This window comes from Rhodococcus sp. NPDC077669 (genome assembly GCF_040686915.1).
GTDB classification, from domain to species: domain Bacteria; phylum Actinomycetota; class Actinomycetes; order Mycobacteriales; family Mycobacteriaceae; genus Rhodococcoides; species Rhodococcoides fascians.
The window spans coordinates 1-25,403 of record NZ_JBFBMD010000041.1 but is presented as its reverse complement, the minus strand read 5'-3'; the positions used below and the strand labels follow the sequence as shown (position 1 = coordinate 25,403).

Below are 25,403 nucleotides of genomic sequence, written 5' to 3'. Positions count from 1 at the left end.
TCCCCGACGGGCCGATCACGAGGAGGCCAGGCAACACCAGGCGCAAGCCTGGAGCGGCACTGTTTCACCGGTGGTCATCGAGAGAGCCAGCGCGGCTCCATGGCAGCGCAACTGTGTCAACTTGCCCTCCGTCCCGCGAGGCGCCGTGGGCGGGGTCGTGGTTGCGATCCGTTGCCGTGACGGGAGACGCGTTGCGCGTCGCAGCGATGACGGGTCGTTGGCGTTCCGGGGCGTTGCGTTCGTGCGCGCCGCGCGTGCGGCATGGAGCATCTCGCTGCGCACACAACGATCGTTGCGCCGACGCACCGTTGACACCTCGCACGTCCAGGTCGCGACACAACGCCACGCTGCGTTGCCGAGCGGAGCGAGGCCTTTCGGCACACGGACAGGATGCCGGCCGCGAGCGCTCAGCCGGCGAGGGGTCCGTCGCAGAGGAGAGCGACGTCGGTGTCGGGCAGAGCCGTGAGGCCAGCGCATCGCGCGACCACCAGAACCGAACCGACGACCTAATCACGTCGGCTCTGCGTCTATCGCTTGATGCGCCCACTGGGTGAACGAGCCGCTGACCTGCACAAACGCCGAGCGTGGGGGACGCTGCCATCCGGTGGTGACCGACGACGACCGACCAGTACCGACCGTTTTACCGGAGTTTCACCGGAGCTCGCGGCGGCGTCGAAGCCGAGCAAGCTCCATTCTTTAGCTCACCGCGCCTTGCTCCTCGCCGGTCCCGTCGTCGTCGAAGACGTCTCTCAGGGCTCTTCCCAGATGAGGGTGTGGGTCGGCCGGGCGCGTCGGTCCGCAGATAGACGTCGAGGTCTCCCGACGATGGAGGTTCCTACGCCATCCATCCGAAAGACCTCGACGTGTCCGACGCTACCCCGCCGGCCGGCTTCGGCCGCCCTGACCTGACCGCCTTCGCTCGACTCGACGGCCTCGGTCTGAGCGTGACCGGGCAACGACTTGAACCGGATCGTGCGGTCCTCGCGTGCCGCGTGGTGGAACCAGATCAGTGGTGCCGACGGTGCGGCAGCGAAGGCGCTGCTCGTGACACCGTGATCCGGCGGTTGGCCCACGAGCCGCTGGGCTGGCGACCGACCGTGCTGGAAGTTGTAGTGCGCCGCTACCGCTGTGCCGACTGCGGACACGTGTGGCGCCAAGACACCAGCGCCGCGGCGGAGCCACGCGCGAAGCTCTCGCGCACCGGGTTGCGGTGGGCGCTGGAAGGGATCGTGGTCGCACACCTCACCGTCGCCCGTGTCGCCGAGGGACTCGGGGTCGCGTGGGACACCGCCAACAACGCGGTCCTGGCCGAAGGCAATCGGCTGCTGATCAACGACCCCACGCGGTTCGAGGGCGTGAAGGTCATTGGCGTCGATGAGCACGTCTGGCGCCACACCAGGCGTGGCGACAAGTACGTCACCGTGATCATCGACCTCACCCCGGTCCGCGATGGCGCCGGCCCAGCAAGGCTGCTGGACATGGTCGAGGGCCGGTCGAAGGCGGCGTTCAAGACCTGGCTCGCCGACCGCGACGACGCCTTCCGTGACGCGGTCGAGGTGGTCGCGATGGACGGCTTCACCGGGTTCAAGACCGCCGCTGCGGAGGAGATCCCGGACGCGGTCACGGTGATGGATCCCTTCCACGTCGTGCGCCTGGCCGGTGACGCCCTCGACAGGTGTCGGCGCCGGGTCCAACTCGCGATCCACGGGCACCGTGGGTTCAGGGACGACCCGCTCTACAAGTCGCGGCGCACGCTGCACACCGGCGCGGACCTGCTTACCGACAGGCAGAGCGACAGGCTACGCGCGCTGTTCGTTGATGACGCTCACGTCGAGGTCGAGGCGACCTGGGGTGTCTACCAGCGCATGATCGCCGCCTATCGCCACGAGGACCGGCAACGTGTCCGCGAGCTCATGGAGAAGCTGATCACCGACCTCAGCGCCGGCGTCCCCAAGGTGCTCACCGAGCTCACCACCCTGGGCCGGACCCTGAAGAAGCGAGCCGCCGACGTGCTCGCCTACTTCGAACGACCCGGCACCAGCAACGGGCCGACCGAGGCGCTCAACGGACGGCTCGAACACCTGCGCGGCTCCGCACTCGGGTTCCGCAACCTGACCAACTACATCGCCCGAAGCCTGCTCGAGACCGGCGGATTCAGACCCCAACTCCTACACCCCCGATTGGGATGAGCCACTTACGTACGACATAAAGAGAGTCTCTCAGTCGAAACACGCGGCGCGGGGTCGTTCATATTCAGCTGTCCGACGACGCCGTTGTCCGAGTATCGCCGCGCGGCCTGCTTCCGGGGAACGACTTCGGCTTTGGCAGACGACGCGAGCGCGCCGCTGGGACTCGGAATGGGCCGACGGGGTCTTCGAACGCCGGGATTCTGCCCATCCTGCTGTTCGATTTCGCGGTCGGTGGAAGCGACAGATTACGCGGGGGAGCTACACCCCGGCCTGGGGTACAAGGCCGCACCCAATTCGCCAGAGCATGTCGGTAAGCCTTTATCTGGGGATCCCGCGCATAGTCTTATGCCCGCGGTGTCGATCGCCCCCACCCGGCGTCGCTCGTGATCGCCTGCAGCAGTGGCTGAGTGCGGTAGGGGAGGGGCGTCGTCAGCGCCACGGTGGTGCTCGAGTGCCACACCCCGACTATGCCGAGCACCTTCTCGATGAGCTCCTGCAGACTCGCGTGATCCTGCGTCGCGACGCGAACGAGCAGATCTTCCCTCCCGGTCGTCGCGTGGATCTCGAGCACTTCGGGGATATCCCTCAGCGCCGCTACGACGGAACTGAGATACCCCTGTTCGAGTTCGAGCGCGAGGAAGGCCTGAACGTCGATCCCGGCCAGAGCCAGATTCAACTCGGGCCGAAAGCTCCGGATCAGCCCGGTGTCCTCCAACCGCTTGATCCGGGACTGAACGGTGTTGCGCGTGACTCCGAGGGTTGCCGCGAGCTCCACGATCCCGGCGCGGGCGTCCGTCGTCAGAAGCCCGATGAGCTTGGCGTCCAACTGGTCGATGGTGAGCATTTCGTAGACCTCCGAAGGTGTTCCAGATCACTGTCTGCGCGTTCTGCTTAGTTGTACTCGCATCAGTTGACCGTGGTGCTGGGCAGGTACATGGTTGCGGGACCGATAGGTCAACTAGAGCAGCTTCTTGTGCCAGATGTGAGGTAACCGTTCGATGACCCAGCTCGACGACGTAACGACGGTCCAGCCTGATTTCGATCCCACGGATCGCTACCGGACCGATTCCGGGCCCACACTCATGACCGGTGTTCAGGCCATCGCCCGGCAGCTGGTGGAGCAGCACGCCCGCGACCAGCGGGCCGGCCGCAAGGTAGCGACGTTCGTCTCCGGCTACCAGGGCAGTCCGCTGGCCGGCCTGGATCGACTGCTCGCCGGCATCCCCGAGCTCGGCTCGGTCCACGACGTCCGGCTCGTACCCGGCATGAACGAAGAGCTCGCCGCGACGTCGGTGTGGGGCAGCCAACTCGAGCTCCCCAGCGGAACCGCGACCCACGACGGCGTCGTCGGCGTCTGGTACGGCAAAGGCCCTGGCCTCGACCGCGCCAGCGACGCACTGCGCCACGGCGCGATGTACGGCGCACACCCGGCCGGAGGTGCGTTGGTACTGGTGGGCGACGACCCGGCGGCCAAGTCGTCGACCGTCCCCGCTGCCAGTGAACGCTCGCTCGCTGCACTGTCCATGCCGATCTTTTTCCCGCGCAACGCCGAAGAGATCATCGCCTTCGGGTTGTACGGCGTCGCCCTGTCCCGGCTGTCCGGTTGCTGGTCGGCCATGAAGATCAACGCCGACGTCGCCGACGGGTTGTGGACGCTCGATCGCAACTTCTCCGACTTCGAGATCGTCTCCCCGTCGATCGAGTGGGAAGGGCGGCCGTGGACCTACCGTCAACGTGTTCCCGGTCCGCCGCCGGACAGCGTTCTCGCAGAAGCCGACCTCTACGGCCCGCGGTGGGCGATGGTCGAAGCATTCAACGCCGCCAACGACGTCGACTCGATCGAGATCGATCCGGACAACGCGTGGCTGGGCATCGTTGCCGTGGGAACCGCCTACGATTCGGTTCGACAGGCCCTGCGCGAACTTGGTCTCGACGACGACAAGCTCGTCGACGCCGGGATCCGCATTCTGCGTGTCGGAATGCCGTACCCGCTGGGTTCGGCGAAAGTCCGGCAGCTCGCACGTGGCGTCGAGACCGTGCTCGTCGTCGAGGACAAGACGTCCTTCGTCGAGGCACAGGTCAAGGATGCGCTGTACGGCTCAGGCCATGCCCCGGCAGTCGTCGGCAAACGCGCGTCCTCCGGCACCGTATTGATCCCCGCGGACGGGGAGCTGACCGCTGCGCGGCTGCGAAAGCCGTTGCGCACGCTGCTGTCCGGTCGTGTGGAGATCATCGTTCCACCGCCGCCGCCGCTCGAGCTGACCGTTCTGTCTTCGAAGCGGACCCCGTACTTTTGTTCGGGGTGCCCGCACAACCGATCGACGGCTGTTCCGGAAGGCTCCCTGGCAGGCGGCGGAATCGGTTGCCACACCTTGGTCACGATGTCTTCGCGTACCGACTCTCAGGTGACAGGTCTGACGCAGATGGGCGGCGAAGGGGCGCAGTGGATCGGACAATCCCCGTTCACCGACGTCGGGCACATCTTTCAGAATGTCGGTGACGGAACGTATTTCCACTCCGGGCAGCTTGCTGTGCAGGCCTGCATCGCCGCCGGGGTGAACATCACCTACAAGATCTTGTTCAACTCCGCCGTCGCCATGACCGGCGCTCAGGACGCGGAGGCGGGTCTGAGCGTGCCCGACCTGACCCACAAACTCGCCGCCGAGGGCGTCGCGAAGATCATCGTCTGCGCCGACGAACCCGAGCGCCACCGGGGTGCGTCGTTCTCCGTCGGGACCGTGCTGTGGGATCGGGACCGGCTCGACGAGGCGCAACGGCTCCTGCGGGACACCACGGGTGTCACCGTCCTGATCTACGACCAGCAGTGCGCCGCGGAGGCGCGTCGTAAACGCAAGCGGGGCACGTTGCCGGCGCGACGGACGCGCGTGGTGATCAACGAGGCCGTGTGTGAGGGCTGCGGCGACTGCGGTGTCAAGAGCAACTGCCTCTCGGTGCAACCCGTCGACACCGAGTTCGGCCGCAAGACCCGTATCGATCAGGGCAGTTGCAACACCGACTACTCCTGCCTCGATGGCGATTGCCCGTCGTTCGTCACCGTCGAGCTCCCCGAGTCGCCGGTGGCGACGGTGAAGAAGGCTGTGGCACAGCCGCCGTCGGTATCGGACGTCGTGCTCCCGACAGTCGAGGCGACGCACAACATCTTCCTCGCCGGCATCGGCGGGACCGGCATCGTCACCGTCAACCAGGTGCTGGGCATGGCAGGCTTGCGCTCGGGTCTGCACGTCGAGGGGCTGGACCAGACCGGGTTGAGCCAGAAGGCAGGTCCGGTCACCTCGCACCTGCGACTGAGTCCACACCGCGCCGAACCGTCCAATCGCATCAGCCCCGCCTCGGCGGACTGCATCCTGGCGTTCGATCTGCTCACCGCGGCCGATGGCAAGAACGCAGGCGTCGCCGATCCCGCACGGACGGTCACGGTTGCATCGACCAGCCGGACGGCGACGGGCGAGATGGTCTACGACCCGTCCGTCTCGTACCCGGACGAGAGCGGTCTGCTCGACCGACTGGACGTGCTGTCCAAGCAGCTCGTGAGCTTCGATGCGCTGGCGGCTGCGGAGACGCTGTTCGGCAATACCGCCGCAGCGAACTTCCTCCTCGTCGGAGCGGCCTACCAGGTCGGCGGACTGCCGATCCCGGCCGACGCTATCGAAGAAGCCATTGCGATCAACGGTGTTGCGGTGCAGGCGAACCACGCTGCGTTCCGTTGGGGTCGCGTCGCCGCCGACGATCCTGCAGCGTTCCGAGCCGCGATGACGCAGGCGGCTCCCCTGGCCACTCGGACGATCACACCGGCGCCGGAGCGGCTACTGAACTCGATCACTGTCGACGGTGTGGTTCGCGAACTCGTCGAGCGCCGCGCCGGCGAGCTCGTCGCCTACCAGAGCGAGAAAATTGCCTCCAGGTATCTGGCCGTCGTCGAGCAGGTATGGGCCAAGGAGCGCACGGTCGGTGACCGCACCGAGTTCAGCGAGGCCGTGGCACAGGGATTGTTCAAGTTCATGGCCTACAAGGACGAGTACGAGGTGGCCCGGCTGCTGACCGACCCGGCGTTCCTCGCGTCGGTGTCGTCGGAGGTGCCCGGGGGAGAGAAGCTCACCTACAAGCTGCATCCACCTGCGCTGAAGGCCCTTGGACGCACCAAGAAGATCGGGCTCGGCCCCAACCTGCATCTACCCATGCGCGTTCTCGCCAAGGGGAAGAAGCTGCGCGGCACGGTCTTCGACCCGTTCGGGTACGCACACGTTCGGCGGCTGGAACGAGCACTGATCGACCACTACGAGTCGATGGTGCTCGACGCCGCCGATCATCTCACCGAACAGAACTACGACGCGGCAACCCAGGCCGCGGTGGCAGCGGACATCGTGCGCGGCTACGAGGACGTCAAGCTCGGGAACGTCGATCGTTACCGCGCCCGCCTCACCGAATTGTCCATCGATACAACAGCTCTCCCGACGACCCGCTAGTACACCGACACAGGACAGGAATCATGACACTGATCGACGATCACCGCACGAATACCTTCGGATCGACGGGAGTATTCGGTCGTCCCGATTTCGCCGACGATTCGCCGCACGAGCAGGTGGTGTTCTGTCAGGACGCCGCAACCGGCTTGAAGGCCATCATTGCCATTCACTCGACGGCACTCGGCAATGCCCTGGGTGGGACGAGGTTCTTCCCGTACCGGGACGAGCAGTCGGCTCTGACCGATGTGCTGCGGCTCTCGCGCGGCATGACGTACAAGGCGGCTGCTGCCGGCCTTCATCTCGGCGGCGGCAAAGCAGTCATCATCGGCGACCCCGCGACCGTCAAGACGCCCGAGCTGCTCGAAGCGTACGGCCGATTCGTCGAGACGCTCGGCGGCCGGTACATCACGGCAGGTGATGTGGGAACCACCTCCGACGATATGGATGTCATCGGACGCTCGACCGATCACGTGGTGTCTCGGACGACGGCAGCGGGGGGATCGGGCGACAGCGCACCGTTGACCGCACTCGGTGTGTTTCATTCCATGCGTGCGGCCGCCCAGGCCAACTGGGGATCGACGGATCTCGGGGGCCGCCGCGTGGGCGTCGAAGGCACCGGGAAGGTCGGCTACAACCTCATCAAGCTACTGGTCGAGGCCGGTGCGACCGTCACTGCGACCGACGTGAATGCCGCTGTGCTGCAGCATGTGCAAGCAGAATTCACCGACGTGCGGATCGCCGATCGGGTCATCGACACCGATATCGAGATCTACGCACCCTGTGCGATGGGAGCGACGCTGACGGACGAGAGTGTCCGCGCCCTGAACGCTGTAATCGTATGCGGCGCAGCGAACAACCAACTCATACAGCCAGGCGTCGAGGAGACACTGCGTCAGCGTGGGGTCGTGTGGGTTCCCGACTACGTCGCGAACAGCGGTGGTCTCATTCAGGTAGCGGGCGAGATCGACGGTAGCTCGCGCTCCGAGATCACGGCCCGGGTCGAACGTGTCGGGTCGACGGTCGCCGAAATTCTGCGTCGCCAGCGCGATCAGGGAGTGCTGGCGGGTCATGCTGCGCACAGCATCGTCCAGGAGCGCCTCGCCGCCCGCTGAAATCTATTGGTTTCTTCGAAAAGCATTGCATCAGAACGGAAGTCGGATAGAATGTGATTACCAACACAGTTCGAGTGGATGCCGTGCGAGACCCGCGTGGACCAGGTGCTCGAACAACTCGAAGTCGACAGGTAGAACACAACAGTGGATGAGAAGCGTTCTTCGAGCTATGCCCGAAAGACCGGGATCTTTCGAACCAAATCGGTCGAGCAGTCCATTCGGGAGACCGACGAACCCGACACCAAGCTCCGCAAGGACCTGTCGTCCTGGGACCTCACGGTGTTCGGCGTAGCCGTGGTCGTCGGAGCGGGCATTTTCACGCTCACCGCGAGAACCGCAGGCAACGTGGCGGGTCCGTCGGTATCTCTCGCATTCGTCCTTGCCGCGATAGCGTGCGGACTCGCCGCGTTGTGCTATGCCGAGTTCGCTTCCACCGTTCCGGTGGCCGGCAGCGCATACACGTTCTCCTACGCGACATTCGGTGAGTTCGTCGCCTGGATCATCGGATGGGATCTCATTCTGGAGTTCGCCCTCGCGTCGTCCGTCGTGGCGAAGGGTTGGTCGTTGTATCTCGGTGAAGTTCTCGGCTCCGCGTCGCCGATCGTGACGATCGGTGGTGTCGACATCGACTGGGGTGCCTTACTCATCGTCGTCATCATCACCGGCCTTCTGGCCAGCGGTACCAAACTGTCCTCCCGCGTGTCGCTGATCATCACCGCCATCAAGGTCGCGGTAGTGATACTGGTCGTCGTCGTCGGCGCGTTCTACATCAAAGCCGAGAACTACTCCCCGTATATTCCGCCCGCTGAGGGGGGGACGACGACGGAAGGCGTTCACCAGTCGCTCTTTTCCTTCGTTACAGGTGCAGGCGGCAGCACATTCGGGTGGTACGGCCTCCTAGCCGCAGCGAGCCTGGTGTTCTTCGCGTTCATCGGGTTCGATGTCGTGGCGACCACGGCCGAAGAAACCAAGGAGCCGCAAAAGGCTCTACCCCGCGCGATCCTGGGCTCGCTGGCGATCGTGACGGTCCTCTACGTCGCCGTCACCCTCGTGCTGACCGGAATGGTGAACTACACCGAACTGGCCGGAGACGACTCCACATTGGCGACGGCGTTCGAGCTGAACGGCTTGACGTGGGTGAAGAACGTCATTTCGTTCGGCGCACTGGCCGGCCTGACGACCGTGGTGATGGTGATGATGCTGGGCCAGACTCGCGTGTTGTTCGCGATGTCGCGCGACGGCTTGGCGCCCCGCAGTCTGGCCCGTACCGGCAAGCGCGGCACGCCGCTACGCATCACGCTGATCGTGGGATTCGTTATCGCAGTTCTGTCCGCGTTCTTCCCGATCGGCGTACTCGAAGAGATGGTCAACATCGGAACGCTGTTCGCCTTCGTGCTGGTCTCGATCGGCGTCATCGTCCTCCGGCGAACCCGCCCCGACTTGAAGCGCGGGTTCAAAGTACCGCTGATGCCGTGGATTCCTATCGTTGCTGTCATCGCGTGCCTGTGGTTGATGGTCAACCTGTCCGTCGAGACCTGGCTGCGGTTCGTGATCTGGATGGCAATCGGTGTGGTCATCTACTTCACCTACAACAAAGGCAACGCAGACAAAACAATTCGCGAACGCGAGCAGGAAGATATCGAGCGGGAAGCGGCGCGTTCGGAGGTAGTCGAGTAGCAAGCATCGAGAGCGCACCCGAATCGACGGGCCCCGTTGTCACACCTCGGCCGACGGGCCCGTCGTTTCGGGGGTCGTGCGCGCCGCCGACCCGTCGAATCTTCCGGCTCGTGTGGCACGTTCTTTGGCTCGCCGATCGGGCCTGAGTGGCCGCACGCCTCCGGTTCGCAGCATTCGAGGCCCACATCAGCGCGCCTGCCAGCGGCTGAGCATGAGCCGTACTGCTGTACGCAAACGTTTTGATTGACAGTGGAGGTGAAGTGCCGTGCTCGAGTACTGGACGATTCCAACCAGCGACTTCTGGAGACGATGCCCGGCCTGCGGCAATAAATGCACCGCAGAAAGGGTCCGGCGCACTCTGTCCAACCACGAACAGGTTACCAATGACTACGCTGCCTGCTGTGCATGTTCATGGGAGGGCTTCGCGGACATGACACGGGGCGAAGGCGTCCAGTCTCAATGATGCCAGTGCGCCCGGGTTGCGGTGGTGACGGCGCGGACTGCCTATCGATTTCAGACGTGGGCGTCATGATTTTTCTGGGGTTTGACCTCCGGTGCAGTCGTCTTCCGGCATTCTCAGTGCAGAAGATGTAGCGCGCCAATCGTCGTCACCGCCGTACGGCGTCTGCTCACTTTCGGGGAAGTCCTAGCAGGCTCCGCACGGTCTCGTCGACGCTTTGCACAGTCGCGGCCGGGTCAGCTCCCACGAAACTGGGAACAGTGCTGATGTCGCAATACGGTCGCTCGGGTGCGGGTTCGCTCGACACGGTGTCGAGCCAGTCCATGCTCAGCGCGAGCCCGGACACGGCGGTGGTGAGATGCAGCCCCAGCTCTTCTCGTCGGACGGTCAGACGCGCACTGCGTTCGCACTCGGCGCGCACGTACGAGTCGAGGTCGGTCACGGGTACCGCTTCGTCGTTCACGCTGTGATAGAGCAGACGGGGGACATCAGTGGCCGTGGTACCGAGGCGGGCGCGGTCCAGTACGGTGCGAATCTCAGGTTTGCCCCACACCGATGCGAAAGGTTCGGTGAACAAGGTGTCGTACTGTCGGGCGATGTTCGTGAGCTGGTTCGATGTCGAGCATGCAGTGGCCATGGCATCGAGGGTCGTGCGGCCCAGCGGTGTGAGGTACGGGTCCAGTCGTGCTTTCAGATCGGGGTAGGTGTTGCGAAGTCCGGAGACGATGAACAGTCCCGTTCCTGCCTGGGCGGAACCGTCGAGGTTGTACGGCGATTCGGCGAGATCGACTGGTGTACCGCCCATTGCTGCGCCGACGAGGTTGATCTCCGGGGCGTACGTCGCGTGTTCCTCAGTGGCCCATCCTGTGGCGAGCGCGCCGCCGGAGTATCCGGCGGCGCCCACGGGTACCGATTCGGGGAGACCCAGTGGGGCGAAGTCCCGCGCTGCTCGAATACCGTCGAGCACTGCACGACCCGGCTCGACCGCGGCTCCGAATTCGGACAGTGGCCCGCCGTGGTCGGGTATCGACACCGTCCAGCCCCGATACAGAGCGGACTGCACCAGGGCGAGGCCCGCCGAGATCGCCGTGACCCCGTCCAGGGCGGGGTTAGTGGACAGGTTCCTCGACGGTGCACACTGCGGTGCGGTGGCGTCCTCGAACACCTGGTAGGACAACAGTCGATGCGTCGAGGTCCCTTCGGGCGGAGCCAGGACGGTGGTGACCGTGGTGCTGGGTGCCCCCTGTTCGTCGGTGGTGCGGTACAGAAGCTGCCACGCCGTGACCCCCACCGGTACGGGGAGTCCGAACAGGGCGACCGGGGTTGCTCTGGATCGGAGCACTGTTCCGGGCGCTGAGTCTTCGAAACCTGCAGGCGGAACGTAGAATTCCGGCGGCGGCGCATCGGCACCGGCATGGGCGGTCCCCCACAGCGCGGTCGAGGCAAGTGCCATGAGTATCGTTAGGCCGAATATCATGAGGCGGCGACTTACGTTCGACGTCCGCACAATTCGAATGATCACTGTGTGTCCTTGTTCGGTATGCGGCCCGCTGCGTGGCCGCCCTCGGCGGGGCGGGGCGCGGCGCGGCTGTTGTGGAATGGCTGTTCCTGGTCGGAACTGGAATGCCGGACCCTGATCGGGTGCGAGGCAGGGGCCACGGTACGTGCCTGCGGCGTATTGCTCAGCATAATCGCCGAATCGACCGATCTCAGGTCCGTTTTGGCCGCGATCGTTCTCCCCTCATCTTCGAATACGTCGACCCGAAGGTGGAGCCCCCGCTGTGGTGCCTCTCATCACCACGGCCGACTGCAGTTGCAGTGAAACGACGTCCACAATCTGTGTGTTCTGGACGCGCAGCACGGTTTTCGGCCACAGAAACGCTGACCGACTTATTCCTCTTGAACCTGGGCTGTGTAATGCCCGACCAGTACGGTGAACAACTCTGCACGCCGCACGCAGGCCGCCTTGGCATCGTCTTCGATCAGACACTGCACCAGGGTGCCGTCGTGTGCAGCGACCAAAGCTGGTCCCAACGCCGCTCGGTCGGTGATCACGAGCCCGAGCTGGTCGAGTAACTGGTCGAGTAATGGCATCAGTGTGGCGAGAATCCCTTGCTCCCGCGCGATAATCACCCGTTTGAGTGAGGGGTTGCGCAGCGCGTGGGCGGTGAACTCGGCGTTGACCCGATACCACTTGTCGTCAATTGGCACCACCGCTAAAACGCATTCGACGATGTCGCCTAGTGAGTCGACCCGTGGTTGCTTACCGGGGGAGGAGAGCAACGCCTCGACGTCGGCCAGCATTTGAGTCGACCGCTGCTCCCACATCGCAAGGAACAGCTCCTCCAGGGAGGTGAAATTGGAATAGAAAGCACCCCGGGTGAAGCCAGCGCGCTCGCACACATGTTCGACACTGCTGTTACCGAATCCTCGTTCCGCATACACCTCCAATGCGGCATCGAGTAGCCGCTGGCGGGTCTGAGGTCGCCGTCGTTTCACCGGTCCGGTGGTGAGGGCCATGTAGGCAGCGTAGCGAACGCGATGCATCTCTGTTTTCCGTACGTTCATGTATTGAATGCGTTACTGTATCGAACGGGGTCGCCGCTCGCAGCACCACGCCCACGGGCGAGGGCTTCGAGTGAAGCCTGCGCGCGAGCTGGGCAACCCGTAGTGGACGAAACGTTGTAGCCGAGTTGTTGCCTGACTCGCATCCCAGGACCGTGAGAAGGACAAGAACGCAGATGATGGACGCCGATGTAATCGTGGTCGGAGCAGGACTGGCAGGCCTGGTGGCGACAGCGGAACTAGCCGATGCAGGCAAGCGGGTGTTGCTACTCGATCAAGAGCCCGAGCAGAACCTGGGGGGGCAGGCATTTTGGTCCCTCGGAGGTCTGTTCATGGTCGATACCCCCGAGCAGCGGCGAATGGGTATCAAGGACTCCGCGGAGTTGGCGTGGCAGGACTGGATGGGCAGTGCCACGTTCGATCGCGGTATCGACGATCCCGCTGGTGAAGACTATTGGGGCGGCCAGTGGGCACGGGCGTATGTGGACTTCGCGGCGGGCGAGAAACGATCCTGGCTGCACGCCCAAGGCGTGCGGTGGGTTCCGATCGTGGGCTGGGCCGAGCGCGGAGGTTATTTGGCCGAGGGTCATGGTAATTCGGTTCCACGATTCCACCTGACCTGGGGAACCGGTCCCGGTGTCCTCGCGCCTTTCGAGAAACGTGTTCGCGAGGCCGCAGACAAGGGTGTGGTGCAGTTCGGGTTCCGTCACCGCGTCGACGAGTTGACTACGACCAATGGCGTCGTCGACGGAGTCCGGGGCGCAATTCTCGAACCCAGCGCATCCGAGCGCGGCGCAGGCAGCAGCCGCGCCGAAGTCGACGATTTCGAACTACATGCAGGAGCGGTGCTGGTCACTGCGGGTGGTATCGGCGGAAATCACGATCTGGTGCGGGAGAACTGGCCTGCGCGGCTCGGTGCGGCCCCGGCGTCGATGATTTCCGGAGTCCCCGAGCACGTCGACGGCCGCATGCTCGGCATCACCGAACGCTCCGGTGGGCGCCTGGTCAACAAGGACCGAATGTGGCACTACACCGAGGGCATCAAGAATTGGGATTCCATCTGGAAAAATCACGGGATTCGGATCATTCCCGGTCCGTCGTCAATGTGGTTCGATGCCCGCGGCCAGCGGTTTCCCGTACCGAACTTCCCAGGATTCGACACCCTCGGAACCTTGAAAGCCATTCAGGACAGTGGATTCGACTACTCGTGGTTCGTGCTCACCCAGAAGATCATCGAGAAAGAGTTCGCCCTGTCGGGATCTGAGCAGAACCCTGACATCACCGGCAAAAACCTCAAGTTGGTGCTCGGGCGGGTCCTGCCGGGCGCAAGTGGACCGGTGGAGGCGTTCAAGAAGCACGGTGAGGACTTCGTCGTCGCCGATACCCTCGCCGAACTCGTCGACGGGATGAACAAGATTACCGGGGACGATCTGATCGACCGAGTCGAGCTGGAACGTCAGATCGTGGCCCGCGACCGCGAAACCGAGAACCCGTTCACCAAGGATTTGCAGATATCTGCAATCCACAACTCGCGTCGCTCGCGTGGTGAACGACTCGCGCGAACAGCGTCCCTGCACAAGATCCTCGACCCCAAGTCCGGGCCGTTGATCGCGGTGCGACTTAACATCATCACCCGAAAAACACTGGGCGGCATACAAACCGACCTCGATGGGCGCGTGTTGAGTACCGGCGGTACGGCAGTGCCGGGATTGTGGGCAGCAGGGGAAATCGCCGGCTTCGGCGGCGGCGGTGTACACGGCTACCGCTCCCTCGAAGGCACCTTTCTCGGCGGCTGTATCTTCAGCGGACGGCAAGCCGGCCGAGCCCTCGCCAAGCAGGCATGACGATGCGACTGCGATGGGGTCGACCCAACCTGCGCGCACACGAGGCAATGGCCCCGGCAGCATCGTCGTCGCCCGACTCTGCGGTCACCGTGTCATTCCTCGGCGTCACCACCCTGCTCTTCGACGACGGCGAGTCAGCCATCCTGACCGACGGATTCTTCTCCCGCCCATCGATGACGCGGACGCTGCTGACACCGCTGCGAACGGACCCCGCTCGGGTCGACTACGCCCTCAAACGAGCAGGTATCGACACTCTCGATGCGGTGGTCTGCGCACATTGCCACTACGACCACGCTCTCGATTCGGCCCACGTCGCGCAACGCACCGGCGCGGTGCTCGTCGGGGATGAATCGACCGCACTGATCGGTCGCGGAGCCGAGCTACATCCGAGCCGGATCGCCACGGCTCAACCAGGCGATGAACTGGAGCTGGGGCATTACACTCTGACGTTCGTCGAATCAGAGCACTCGGCCCCGAACCGGATGCGCGGGACGGTCGGTCGCGCTCTCGCTCAACCCGTTCGGGTCAAAGCGTACAAGTGCGGTGCGGCATGGTCGATCCTCGTCGCCCACAACAGAAGCGGTCAGACCGCGCTCGTGCACAGCAGTGCAGGCTTCCGGTCGAACATGCTCGCGGGTCGCACAGCCGACGTCGCATACCTGGCCGTCGGGCAACTCGGTCACCAGTCTCGCAACTTCATCGAAAAATACTGGTCCGAGACGGTCGCAGCAGTGGGCGCACACACTGTGGTCCTCACCCACTGGGACGACTTCTTCAGACCCTTGACCGCACCACTGCGGGCGCTTCCGTACACGTTCGATGACCTCGACGCCTCGTTGAGGACACTGTCCGATTGCGCCCGGCGTGACGGTGTACACCTCGTCGAACTACCCACCCTGTGGCGGCGAACGGACCCGTGGGCCACTCGATAGATCCAGCGGCGCACGCGAACCGCATCGTGTGTTCGACAACCCTCCCCGGCCACGACAACGCAGTGCGCCGTCCACTACCAGCTCAACAGACAGGTGACACCGTGCTCCGCAGAACTCGTTCGCTCCTGATCGTCAGCCTCGCCGCCGCCGCCCTCACCCACGGCGCAGCGGCGGTGTCCGCGCAGCCGGTCGATGATGCATTCTTCCGCTACACCGGTGCGGCCCCACTCGAGAGTTACCCGCCCGGCTCCGTACTCGGTGTGCGCACTCTCCCGTACCACCTGCTCAACGTAGCTACGCCTCTTGATGCAATGCAGATCCTGTATCGGTCCACCGATGCGCAGGGGCGACCGTCCGCCAACGTCACCTCGGTGCTGCGGCCCCCGAACGCCCAACCCGACAAGGTCATCTCCTACCAATCGGCATACGACTCACTCAACCCCGACGACGGCCCATCCCGAGCTATCGCCGGCAACACGCCCCTGCTGTCGCTGACACCGAGCGGGCGGAACGTAGACGTCGGCGGCGCTGCCGCATCCGGGGAGGGCGCTGTCATCGCACCCTTTCTGGCTCTCGGTTACACCGTCGTCCTCGCCGATACCCAAGGCCCCACAGCAGACTTCGCAGCAGGGCCCGAATACGGAATGATGACTCTGGACTCGTTGCGAGCCGCCCAACAGGTGCCGGGCAGCGGCGTCACCGACAATTCCCGTATCGGACTGCTCGGATACTCGGGTGGCGCCATCGCCACTAATTGGGCGTCGATCATGGCGGCCGACTACGCACCCGAAATCGCGGACAACTTGCTCGGCGCAGCCCAGGGCGGCTTGCTGGTCAACCCAGCGAACAATCTTCGATACGCCAGCGGCAGCATCAGCTGGGGCGGAGTGGTCGGAATGGCCATCGTCGGCATCGGACGTGCATACGGTATCGACTTCGACCCGTACATCAACGACTACGGCCGCGAGATCATGGCAAAGCTCAACGATGCTTCCATCCTCAACGTCCTTCTGCAGTACCCCGGATTGCGGTGGACCGACCTGGTCAAGCCGGAATACACCGATCCGAACACCGTCCCCGAGTACGTCGACGTGGTCAACAAGATCAACATGGGCCAAGCCCCCGTCCCCACCGTCCCGATGTTCGTCGCGCAGGCATCGAACGGGATTCTCGAAGGCACCCAACCGGGCCCGGTAGGCACCGGCCCCGGCGACGGCATCATGGTCGCCGGCGACGTCCGCGCCTTGATGAACAAGTACTGCGACGCAGGTGTGACCGTGCAGTACGACGAATACGACACCATCAGCCACATTCCTGGAGCCGCACTGTGGCTCCCGGGTGCCGTCGAATGGCTGATCGACCGCTTCTCCGACAAGCCGGCACCGACGAATTGCGGGCGCATCGCCCCCGGAAACTCACTGGCACCTCAACAACACGCATCGCGCTGACAAGCCGCCGCAACGACCTGCACCGCTGCAGAGGAGTTGCCGCTGACGTGTCGATGCGTGAGCTTGCGGACCCGGACTAATTGCAATCCGTTCGCCTGCCATCCCGGGCCGGGCAAGTGCCGTCGAACAAGGCGCGGCAGTCCAGTCGGACAGCGCGTTCCGACACTTTTTACGATCGCCCGGCCGCCTGGACGTGAACTAATCGGCAGGCGCAGTACTGAACGAATTTACAACGGAGGTCATGTGAGAGCGCGTCAAGTTTCCGGCCGGATGTTTTTGACGACCATGGGTCCGATGCACGCTCGAGTCGACGGGCCGACTCACGGACCGGCAATCGTTCTGATCCATGGATTCGCCGGATCCGTTCACTGGTTCGACCGCGTCGTGGCCTCTCTCGCGTCCGACTACCGCCTCATTCGAGTGGATCTGTTCGGACACGGCTGCACGGGTGGAGATCGATTTCTCGACGCGAACTTCCAAGCACGGGCGGTGATCGACATTCTCGAGGCTCTCGGCCTGACGGACGCCACAATCGTGGGGCACTCCTTCGGCAGTGACGTCGCACTGGAAGCGGCTGAATCGTCGTCCCGCATCACTCGGGTGGTCCTGATCAACCAGGCCCCCGACCTGGAATCCGGCCACTTTCCCGCCGGGAACGCGGTCATGACCATCCGATGGTTCGCGCAACTTGCACGTGTGTGCGCGGTCCCTGCGCTCGTATCCCGGATCGGGCACCACGCATTCGCCGACGGCTTCGACGCCCGCACGGGATTCAACAACCCACAACAATCGTTCCACGACTTCACAGCCACAAGCGCGGCCATGTATCGAACCGTGTTGATCGATCGCCGCCGACGCCTGCAGAACAAGCCACTCGACTCCCTTGTCCGGACCATCGACAAACCGGTAACGGTGATTCACGGTCGCGGCGACAAATTCTACGATTGGGAACCGACGCTGGCGCGGTATTCCACTGCCGGTGCTCACACAGTCCTCATAGACAACGCTGGTCATTCGCCGAACGTCGAGCAGCCGGACGAAGTCAGCGCCGTCCTGCGCCGGGCCTCGCGTGCTTGACCTCGACGACTCACCTTGCACGAGCGAGTTCAGCAATCGGACGTGCTCGGCTGTGAGTCGCTGGATGAGGTAACGACAGGGAAGCCTAGGCGCAGGCCGACGTCACTCGCGGCGGCGCGAGACGTTGTCTAAGAGCGACACCGTCTCCGTTGTCGCTCTTGTGTCTCGCTGGTCGACCGTCGACCGAGTTGGTGATTCACTGCTGCATTCAGACGACTACGTCGATATCCGCCACTGCCCACTGCCCACTACCCAGTCCATAGTCCTACCAAGAGGCCCTCGATCCGCATGCTCCACATCGACCACGGTTCGCCCTTGCCGGAGCCGTACATGGGTCACGATCGCTCGCGTGTGGTCGACGTGCTCGACGTGCTCGACGCCCGACCCCGCGCGCCACAAGCTGCTGACCGACCTCCGGGGCTTCTTTCGAACCCGACATGACCTGGCGGCGAACCGATCCAGCGAGGTTCACGCCGAAAGCTACTCATCGGTACAATACGTGAACCTACGGTCACGTAGGTTACCCAGCGACGGAGGTCATCGAATGACGATGTTCGGCATCGACGAGCTACCGGTCAAGCCTCGCATGCGCGGATGGATCCATCTCTACGCGTTCGGCGTCGCGGTCGTGGTCGCAATCATTCTCGTCACAGTGGCGTTCAGCCTGGTGTCCGGCACCGCCGGTGTGGCAAGCGCCGTGTATGCCGTCTCCGTGTGCGGGGTGTTCGGCGTGAGCGCTGCATACCATCGAATCCACTGGGCCACGACGACAAGCCGCACATGGATGAAGCGCGCCGACCATTCGATGATTTTTTTATTCATTGCCGGCAGTTACACACCGCTCGTGGTACTCGGACTCCCCTCCGACACCGGACGCACACTGCTGATCGTCGTCTGGCTCGGCGCGCTCGGCGGCGTCGCCCTCAAAATGCTCTGGCCGCAGTCACCGAGTTGGGTCGGCGTGCCGCTGTACATGATTCTCGGCAGCGCCGTAGTCCCCGTCGCGCCGACGCTCATCGAGCACGTTGGCCATGCGCCGTTCCTGTTACTTCTCGTGAGCGGCATGCTCTATAGCGCGGGCGCAATCCTGTACGCGACTAAATGGCCCAACCCATGGCCCAACACATTTGGCCACCATGAGTTCTTTCACGCTGCCACTGTGCTAGCAGCGATCTGCCACCTCGTAGCAGTTGGGCTCGTAATGTTCTAAGCGTGCGCTTGCTCTGCGCCTAGCCTTGTGCGCGGTCGAGCAGTGGGTAAAGTTGGCTAGTGCAGTGCACTTCTGACATTGTGCAGTCGTCTTCTGAAACTGACAGCCACTAAGGAACATCCATGCGTGATTTCATCTGCCGCAAGTGCGGACAGAAGCTGTCGTTCGAGAACTCACTGTGTCTGAGCTGCTCGAGCGCACTCGGCTTCCATCTGCCGAGCAGAGCCCTCCTGGTGCTCCCGGACAAGGAAGACGGCATCTCCGAGGCCGAGGTGGACGGTGCCGTCTGGAAGACGTGTGCCAATCTCAACACCGCGCGCTGCAACTGGCTGGTCGACGCATCCGATTCCGACGACCTCTGCCTGTCCTGCCGGCTGACGCGGACTCGCCCGGCCGACGACGACCTGGACGCGATGGCCGCCTACGCGGACGCGGAGACCAACAAGCGTCGCGTCATCCTCGAGCTCACCGAGCTGGGCCTCCCGATCGTCGGCCGGGACGAGGACGCGTCCACGGGTCTGATGTTCGATCTGCTCTCCAGCGCCAACCAGCAGGTGATGACCGGGCACAACAACGGTCTGATCACCCTGGACCTCGCCGAGGGCGACGACGTGCACCGCGAGCAGCTCCGCGTGGAGATGTCGGAGCCCTACCGCACGCTGGTCGGGCACTTCCGTCACGAGATCGGCCATTACTACCAGATGGTGCTGGTCGGAGACGGTGAACACCGCGCGGCGTTCGAGGAACTGTTCGGCGATCCGGATTCGAGCTACCAGGATGCGCTCGATCGCCACTACAGCGAGGGCGCACCGGAGGGCTGGGAGGACACCTACGTCTCGTCCTACGCCACCATGCACCCCGCCGAGGACTGGGCCGAGACCTTCGCCCACTACCTGCACATCCGCGACACCCTCGACACGGCCGCGGCATTCGGGATGGCACCGGCCGGATCGACCCTCGAAAGCCCGCTGCCCGGCGAGGTCGGCTTCGATCAGATCATCGACTGGTGGCTGCCGTTGTCGTGGGCACTCAACCAGATCAACCGATCGATGGGTCACCAGGACCTGTACCCGTTCGTGCTGCCGGCGACCGTCGTGAAGAAGATCGGCTTCGTGCACTCTCTGGTGGCACCCAGCGCTCTGTGAGCCTCGCTTACGGTCGTTGAGCTCAGCGCCCAGGGGCGTATCCTGTGTTGTCGGCATCCGCCGATACCGGGTACGCCCCTGGGTAGTAGCGGGCAGAGTGCAGCAGTAGGACGAGGTGACCACCATCAGCGAGCAGACACTGAACGCGTCGGGCGCCCTCCCACGGGTTACCGACTTCCAGCTGAGTCGCCGGCTGGCCGAGGTGGCCGAGAAGCTGCGGCGTCAGCATTCCGATCCCGATCGCGTCCTGGCCATGATCACCGAGGCCGCGGTCGCTCAGGTCCCCAATGCCGAGTACGCATCCATCACGACGGTCATGCAGGGCAAGTTCGTGCACAGCGCCGCTCTGTCGGGAGAAATTGCCGGGCACTGCGACAAGATTCAGGAGCAGCTGGGCGAGGGGCCGTGCCTCGAGTCGGCGATCGAACAGACGACCATCCGTATCGACGACATGGACAGCGAGACCCGCTGGCCACAGTTCACCGATGCAGCGTCTGCGCTCGGGGTCAAGAGCATGATCTGCTTTCAGCTCTACGTCGAAGGGTTCAACTTCGGCGCACTCAACCTGCATTCGACGCGAACCGGCGCGTTCTCGGCCGAGGCCGAATCCATTGGTTCGTTGTTCGCTGCGCACGCGGCCATCGCGTTCTCCAGCGCCCGGGAAGAACAGCAGATCAGGGCCGCGCTGACCAGCCGGGATCTGATCGGGCAGGCCAAGGGCATGCTGATGGAACGCTACAACCTCAATTCGCAGGCGGCATTCGCGTTGCTGGCCAAGCTCTCTCAGGACACCAACGTCAAACTGGCCGATCTCGCCGTGCAGTTGGTCGACGACGCGGCGAAGTCCACCGAATAGCGACCGGAGCCTCGGGCCTCATCGCACGTCGAGTCCGTCGGTGCTGGCAACCGATACGGCGGGAACATCGGTGGCGATGAACACCTCGATCCGCACGTCCTCGTCCAGATAGCGGCTCAGTGCAGCCAGTCCGGTTGTGGCAGCGATGATCTCGTGAACCCGGTCGCCCGAGATGGGATAGTCGTCCACGTCGTGACGCCAATGCGCGGCCACCAGTGTGCCTCCGGCCTCCAGCTGCCCGACGATGCGGCTCATGGCGGCCGCCAGGTCGTCGTCGTCGAGGTAATAGCCCACCTCGCTGACGACGATCAGATCGAACTTCTCGTGGGGATTCGGTAACGCAGATACGTCGTCGGAGAGGGACCACAGTGCGAAATCGACTGCAGCACTCTCGCCTACGCGCGCGCGAGCCGTATCCAGTGCGCTCTGCATCACGTCGGTCGACACCAGATGCTCGCAGCGGGCAGCGAGCTGTTCGGTGAGCACACCGATGGAGCAACCGGGTTCGAGGCCGCGTCGATAGTGCGGCTTGGGCAGCGATGCCAGGGTGAGGGCATACTTGCGACGCTCGTACCACTTGCTGTCGAGCATGAACGGATCCTCGTGCGCGGCATACACATCGCGGAAGTATTCCGGACTCAAGCTCATGCGGACAGCCTACTCATGCGAAGACGACTTCGAACGGACGTCGGAACCGCGTCAGGATGTGCGGTGGCAACACTGCGCGATCCGCCGGGTGATCGGACAGCGGTCGAATCTGAGATTCGAAACGCTCGATCGACGCCCGTTTCGCCTCGACGGCGTGCGCGGGCAGGTCGATGCGGCGACTGCGTGACCACGGCACCGCCCGGTGTTCGGGAGTTGCCCAGTGCCACATCCAGATCGGATATTCCACCACCGGTATCCCCACGACGGCGGCCGCGGTGAGGCAGGCACGCGCCGTGGCTTCGTGATCGGGGTGGCCGTCCCCGCGCCACGGCGTCAGGCACCAGGTACCCGGAGTGGCGTCGAGCAGCGGTACCAGCGCGCGGGCCAGAGCGTCCTCGTGCTTTTCGACCTCGCCGTCGGTGAACTGCAGCCGCGTCGGCGGCTGAACGATGCCCAGTTCGGCGAGGGCACGCTCGGACTCGACGGGCCGCAGGGCGCGCAGGTCCTCGGCCGACACCGTCGGAGATCCCGGATGCGAACCGTCGCCGTCGGTGACCGCGACGACCCGCACGTCGACGCCCGCAGCTGCGGCCATCGACAGCAACCCGCCGACGCCCAGTACTTCGTCGTCGGGATGGGGTGCCACGACGACCATGGTGACGACGTCGCTCCAGTGCAGACCGGGAATGGACCAATCTGCGGACAGCCAGTCCGATTCGGCGGTACCGAGGTCGACTTCGGCGTCGAATACGTTCTCTACCAAGGGTTGTCTTCCTGTGCGATGTCGTGTCCGAGGGCTTCGAGGTCGCGTTCGGCGTGGCTCTGTCGCAGATAGACGGTGAGGTCGGCAACGCGTCGAGCATGCTCCGCATCTGCGCACAGCGGGCCGGCACCGAGCGCTCGCCCGACGCGGTCGATGCACTGCGTTGCGGCATCCTCGACGACGGCGCGCACGATGCGAGCACGGATCCGAGCGCGGCCGGAGCGGTCGAACGGATCTGCGTCGACCTCGGCCGCCGCGGTCGTCAGGGCACTCGACGCGGCTCCGAGAGCCGATGCGATGGCACCGAGGTGAGCTGCGCGATGTGGGTCGGGGCGCGAGCGCACGGCCGCATGCAGGGTGTCGGCCACCGCGCAGGCGCTACCGAACCAGACGGCCGACACTCCGATCGCGCCATGCCAGAAGCCCGGCCTGGTCAGGTAGTCCGTCGGACCACCGACCACGACCGCGGGGACACGATCGAATGCCACCGAGCCCGAGTCGCTCTCGCGCATTCCGACGGCATGCCACGTGTTCGGCACCGGGGCAGCACCCGGATGCGTCAGATCCACTGCGAACAATCGCGGCTCGCCGTCGACGCGAGCGGTCACGAGTGCGTGGGTGCAGACGGACGCCCCCGAACACCACGGCTTGGTCCCGGACAGGAGCCACCCCGAATCGCTGCGTACCGCTTCGAGAATCGGAGCCGGGGGTTCCGCAGCCCACACGCCCCAGATCTGGCCGCGCTCGGGCGTCGGGCCGTCGAGCTCGTGCAGAATCGCGATCGCATCGGTGTGTGCCTCGGCCCAGCGGCCCAGAACGGTGTCGTGCCGACCCAGCGCAGCCAGCGACTGCCACCGGTGGTCTGTGTTTCCCGAGCCGGGGAGAGCCAGATCCAACCGCCCATCCGCCTCGAACGCGAGAAACTGCGCGCGCAACGCCGACTCGAGATCGGTGGTGCGATCGGGGGTGTCGACGAATCCGGTGTCGGTCATGCAGAAGGCTCCAGAGAACGAAGGAAGCCGGCCATACCGTCGGGGGCTCTGCCGCGCAGGCGGCCCGAAGTATCGACCGGAATGTCACACACCCTGCGGCACACGGTGCCGCCGAGCTCCAGACGACGGACCAGGTCGTGATCCTCGCCGGTGGCGAGCGGCGCGAACCCGCCGACCGCCCAGTAGTCCGTCGCGCCAACACCCAGGTTGGCGCCGTGGACGTGGGGATGGCCCGCCTCGTCGACGTACTGAGCGTCATAGGAGGAGCGCAGTGCTTCGTTGTCGACGATGTGGTCCTCGAATCGCACCGACACCGTCCCGACCACGGCCCGGGCACCCTCGGCGGCGTGCCGCAGATGCCCCACCAGCCACTGCTCGCCCACCGTCGAGTCGGCGTCGGTGGTGGCGTACCACGTGTCGGCGCGGCCCAGACCGCCGTTGAGGTCCGCTGCGAATCCGGCCGCCCGCGCGGCTCCCACGTTGCGATGGGCCACCGTCACGACCGAGACCGACGGGTGACGCGCCGCGACACGCGCCGAACCGTCCGTGCACGCGTCGAGAACGACCGTCGTGGATACCGTCACCGGGGCGACGTCGGCGACCCGACGTGCGGCCTTCGCCAGGGCATCCAAGCAGGCGTCGAGCAGATCCTGTTCGTCGTGTGCGGGCACGACGACGACGATGCGACGGACTGGAGTGCTGGTATCGACAGTCACGAGCCACCCTTTCGGACACCGGGCCTCGAGCCCGTTGCGGAACCGCCGGTGGCTGGACGGAGTACGTTGCATGCGACATACCCGTTCGCAGACGATCGACACCTACGGCTCGAAGAAGGGGCTCGGGTGGCGGGAAGCTACTCGTATCCGTGGATTCCGTCGTCGTTTTCGGCAATATCCGATTAGCAAAAGTCCGGGTGGTATGTGTTAATGGGCGTTGCCCCGCGGCAGCACTGCTACTGGGCATCACGACGCAGTACGAAGGATGGTCGGGTCACATGGCAACACAGGTTCGCACACGCAGGTTCGCCCGCATCGGGGCAATTCTCGCAGGTACGGCGCTCGCAGCCTCTGCAGCATTCGGGTCTGCCCAGGCGGCTCCGCTGTGGCCGGGCGGCCCCGACGTGTCGATCCCCGGCGTGCCCGGATCCTCGGACCCGGCGGCACCGGCACCCGCCCCGCAGCAGCGGGTGGCCCCGTTGGCACCCGCGAACTTCGCCGATCCCAGCATCAGCCCGTCCGGCGGCGAGGTCGTCGGAGTGGCGCAACCCATCGCGATCCGCTTCGACGAGGCCATCGGAGATCGCGACGCCGCACTACGCGCCATCCGCGTCACCACGAACCCGTCCGTCGAAGGCCACTTCTACTGGATCAACGACACCCAGGTGCGGTGGCTGCCCAACGAGTTCTACCCGGCGCACACCCAGGTGACCGTCGAAGCAGGCGGAGCGAAAGCCGAGTTCTCCACCGGCGACTCGATCATCACCACGGCCGACGACAACACCAAGCAGATCACCGTCACCCGCAACGGCGAGGTCGTTCGCACGATGCCCACCTCCATGGGCAAGGTCGGCCACGAAACCCCGAACGGCACCTACATCGTCGGCGAGCGCTTCCGCGACATGTACATGGACTCCTCCACCTACGGGGTGCCGGTGGATTCCGACGAGGGCTACCGCACGTACGTCGAGTACGCCACGCGCATCTCCTACAGCGGCATCTTCGTCCACGCCGCACCGTGGTCCGAGTCGCAGCAGGGCTACTCCAACTCCTCGCACGGCTGCCTCAACGTCAGCACCGAAGACGGCAAGTGGTTCTTCGAGAACGCCCAGAAGGGCGACCCCGTCATCGTCGTCAACACCGACGGCGGCACCCTCAGCGGATCCGACGGCCTCGGAGACTGGAACCGCTAGACGGTATGGAGGTCTTGGCTGGGGCCCCTCCGCATGTAAGCGTGGGTTGCCGACAGGAGTGGGTCCTGGCCGGTAGAGCCACAGATGTGGGA

The 25,403-nt window shown here is 64.6% G+C and carries 19 protein-coding genes; 12 read left to right on the top strand and 7 right to left on the bottom strand.

Features of this window, described 5'->3' with window-relative positions; all coding sequences use genetic code 11:
- Nucleotides 1-863 precede the first annotated feature (863 nt).
- Nucleotides 864-2,189, top strand: coding sequence for an ISL3-like element ISPfr2 family transposase (locus tag AB0P23_RS24660; RefSeq protein WP_363799706.1), 1,326 nt, complete (start codon nt 864-866; stop codon nt 2,187-2,189).
- A gap of 343 nt (nt 2,190-2,532) precedes the next feature.
- Here AB0P23_RS24660 and AB0P23_RS24655 read toward each other — a convergent pair whose 3' ends face one another.
- Entirely contained in the window at nt 2,533-3,033 is a 501-nt protein-coding gene (locus AB0P23_RS24655; RefSeq protein ID WP_032375666.1) for an Lrp/AsnC family transcriptional regulator, read from the bottom strand.
- Nucleotides 3,034-3,187: 154 nt separating this feature from the next.
- On the opposite strand from AB0P23_RS24655, the gene AB0P23_RS24650 reads away from it, so the two are divergent.
- From AB0P23_RS24650 to AB0P23_RS24640, 3 genes are all read left to right on the top strand, one after another.
- On the top strand, nt 3,188-6,673 hold the full coding sequence (locus AB0P23_RS24650) for an indolepyruvate ferredoxin oxidoreductase family protein (protein ID WP_045840991.1): 3,486 nt from the start codon (nt 3,188-3,190) through the stop codon (nt 6,671-6,673).
- 23 nt (nt 6,674-6,696) lie between these two features.
- Nucleotides 6,697-7,785 (top strand): Glu/Leu/Phe/Val dehydrogenase dimerization domain-containing protein, encoded by a 1,089-nt coding sequence (locus AB0P23_RS24645; RefSeq protein ID WP_032375664.1) that lies wholly within the window; start codon nt 6,697-6,699, stop codon nt 7,783-7,785.
- Nucleotides 7,786-7,929: 144 nt separating this feature from the next.
- A complete protein-coding gene (locus AB0P23_RS24640) occupies nt 7,930-9,462 on the top strand; it encodes an amino acid permease (protein ID WP_363799703.1) in 1,533 nt (510 codons plus the stop codon).
- Between the two features lie 629 nt (nt 9,463-10,091).
- Here the strand turns inward: AB0P23_RS24640 and AB0P23_RS24635 are convergent.
- Both AB0P23_RS24635 and AB0P23_RS24630 read right to left on the bottom strand, forming a co-directional pair.
- Entirely contained in the window at nt 10,092-11,375 is a 1,284-nt protein-coding gene (locus AB0P23_RS24635; RefSeq protein ID WP_206498336.1) for a lipase family protein, read from the bottom strand.
- Between the two features lie 437 nt (nt 11,376-11,812).
- A complete protein-coding gene (locus AB0P23_RS24630) occupies nt 11,813-12,442 on the bottom strand; it encodes a TetR/AcrR family transcriptional regulator (protein WP_032375683.1) in 630 nt (209 codons plus the stop codon).
- Nucleotides 12,443-12,666: 224 nt separating this feature from the next.
- Between AB0P23_RS24630 and AB0P23_RS24625 the strand changes: the two genes are divergently transcribed.
- From AB0P23_RS24625 to AB0P23_RS24595, 7 genes are all read left to right on the top strand, one after another.
- Nucleotides 12,667-14,331 (top strand): FAD-binding dehydrogenase, encoded by a 1,665-nt coding sequence (locus AB0P23_RS24625; protein ID WP_032375682.1) that lies wholly within the window; start codon nt 12,667-12,669, stop codon nt 14,329-14,331.
- Entirely contained in the window at nt 14,328-15,263 is a 936-nt protein-coding gene (locus AB0P23_RS24620; RefSeq protein WP_308102637.1) for an MBL fold metallo-hydrolase, read from the top strand. The genes AB0P23_RS24625 and AB0P23_RS24620 overlap by 4 nt, the downstream gene beginning before the upstream one ends.
- 101 nt (nt 15,264-15,364) lie before the next feature.
- Nucleotides 15,365-16,711: a lipase family protein gene (locus tag AB0P23_RS24615; protein WP_363799701.1), complete on the top strand. Its 1,347-nt coding sequence runs from the start codon at nt 15,365-15,367 to the stop codon at nt 16,709-16,711.
- A 294-nt stretch (nt 16,712-17,005) separates the two neighbouring features.
- On the top strand, nt 17,006-17,788 hold the full coding sequence (locus tag AB0P23_RS24610; RefSeq protein WP_196249617.1) for an alpha/beta hydrolase: 783 nt from the start codon (nt 17,006-17,008) through the stop codon (nt 17,786-17,788).
- A 544-nt stretch (nt 17,789-18,332) separates the two neighbouring features.
- Complete coding sequence (locus tag AB0P23_RS24605; protein ID WP_032375661.1) at nt 18,333-18,998, top strand: hemolysin III family protein; 666 nt, start codon at nt 18,333-18,335, stop codon at nt 18,996-18,998.
- A 122-nt stretch (nt 18,999-19,120) separates the two neighbouring features.
- A complete protein-coding gene (locus tag AB0P23_RS24600; RefSeq protein ID WP_032375660.1) occupies nt 19,121-20,143 on the top strand; it encodes a putative zinc-binding metallopeptidase in 1,023 nt (340 codons plus the stop codon).
- A 115-nt stretch (nt 20,144-20,258) separates the two neighbouring features.
- A complete protein-coding gene (locus tag AB0P23_RS24595; protein WP_080733447.1) occupies nt 20,259-20,999 on the top strand; it encodes a GAF and ANTAR domain-containing protein in 741 nt (246 codons plus the stop codon).
- Nucleotides 21,000-21,017: 18 nt separating this feature from the next.
- Here AB0P23_RS24595 and AB0P23_RS24590 read toward each other — a convergent pair whose 3' ends face one another.
- From AB0P23_RS24590 to AB0P23_RS24575, 4 genes are read right to left on the bottom strand one after another with little or no spacing between them, the layout of a single operon-like run.
- A complete protein-coding gene (locus AB0P23_RS24590; protein ID WP_363799698.1) occupies nt 21,018-21,647 on the bottom strand; it encodes an SAM-dependent methyltransferase in 630 nt (209 codons plus the stop codon).
- Nucleotides 21,648-21,660: 13 nt separating this feature from the next.
- Nucleotides 21,661-22,410, bottom strand: a complete 750-nt coding sequence (locus AB0P23_RS24585; protein WP_032375658.1) for a PIG-L family deacetylase — start codon at nt 22,408-22,410, stop codon at nt 21,661-21,663.
- Nucleotides 22,404-23,402: an acyl-CoA dehydrogenase family protein gene (locus AB0P23_RS24580; RefSeq protein WP_052061719.1), complete on the bottom strand. Its 999-nt coding sequence runs from the start codon at nt 23,400-23,402 to the stop codon at nt 22,404-22,406. Before AB0P23_RS24580 ends, AB0P23_RS24585 begins: the two co-directional genes overlap by 7 nt.
- Entirely contained in the window at nt 23,399-24,118 is a 720-nt protein-coding gene (locus AB0P23_RS24575) for a glycosyltransferase family 2 protein (RefSeq protein WP_032375657.1), read from the bottom strand. The genes AB0P23_RS24580 and AB0P23_RS24575 overlap by 4 nt, the downstream gene beginning before the upstream one ends.
- A 278-nt stretch (nt 24,119-24,396) precedes the next feature.
- Here AB0P23_RS24575 and AB0P23_RS24570 point away from each other — a divergent pair, with 278 nt between their 5' ends.
- On the top strand, nt 24,397-25,311 hold the full coding sequence (locus AB0P23_RS24570; protein ID WP_045840993.1) for a L,D-transpeptidase: 915 nt from the start codon (nt 24,397-24,399) through the stop codon (nt 25,309-25,311).
- Nucleotides 25,312-25,403 lie beyond the last annotated feature (92 nt).

Bases quoted from the DNA above. Each gene is read 5' to 3' on its own strand.
- AB0P23_RS24655 (WP_032375666.1), bottom strand. From the start codon at position 3,033: ATGCTCACCATCGACCAGTTGGACGCCAAGCTCATCGGGCTTCTGACG.
- AB0P23_RS24650 (WP_045840991.1), top strand. From the start codon at position 3,188: ATGACCCAGCTCGACGACGTAACGACGGTCCAGCCTGATTTCGATCCC.
- AB0P23_RS24645 (WP_032375664.1), top strand. From the start codon at position 6,697: ATGACACTGATCGACGATCACCGCACGAATACCTTCGGATCGACGGGA.
- AB0P23_RS24635 (WP_206498336.1), bottom strand. From the start codon at position 11,375: ATGGCACTTGCCTCGACCGCGCTGTGGGGGACCGCCCATGCCGGTGCC.
- AB0P23_RS24630 (WP_032375683.1), bottom strand. From the start codon at position 12,442: ATGGCCCTCACCACCGGACCGGTGAAACGACGGCGACCTCAGACCCGC.
- AB0P23_RS24625 (WP_032375682.1), top strand. From the start codon at position 12,667: ATGGACGCCGATGTAATCGTGGTCGGAGCAGGACTGGCAGGCCTGGTG.
- AB0P23_RS24620 (WP_308102637.1), top strand. From the start codon at position 14,328: ATGACGATGCGACTGCGATGGGGTCGACCCAACCTGCGCGCACACGAG.
- AB0P23_RS24610 (WP_196249617.1), top strand. From the start codon at position 17,006: ATGCACGCTCGAGTCGACGGGCCGACTCACGGACCGGCAATCGTTCTG.
- AB0P23_RS24605 (WP_032375661.1), top strand. From the start codon at position 18,333: ATGACGATGTTCGGCATCGACGAGCTACCGGTCAAGCCTCGCATGCGC.
- AB0P23_RS24600 (WP_032375660.1), top strand. From the start codon at position 19,121: ATGCGTGATTTCATCTGCCGCAAGTGCGGACAGAAGCTGTCGTTCGAG.
- AB0P23_RS24590 (WP_363799698.1), bottom strand. From the start codon at position 21,647: ATGAGCTTGAGTCCGGAATACTTCCGCGATGTGTATGCCGCGCACGAG.
- AB0P23_RS24580 (WP_052061719.1), bottom strand. From the start codon at position 23,402: ATGACCGACACCGGATTCGTCGACACCCCCGATCGCACCACCGATCTC.
- AB0P23_RS24570 (WP_045840993.1), top strand. From the start codon at position 24,397: ATGGCAACACAGGTTCGCACACGCAGGTTCGCCCGCATCGGGGCAATT.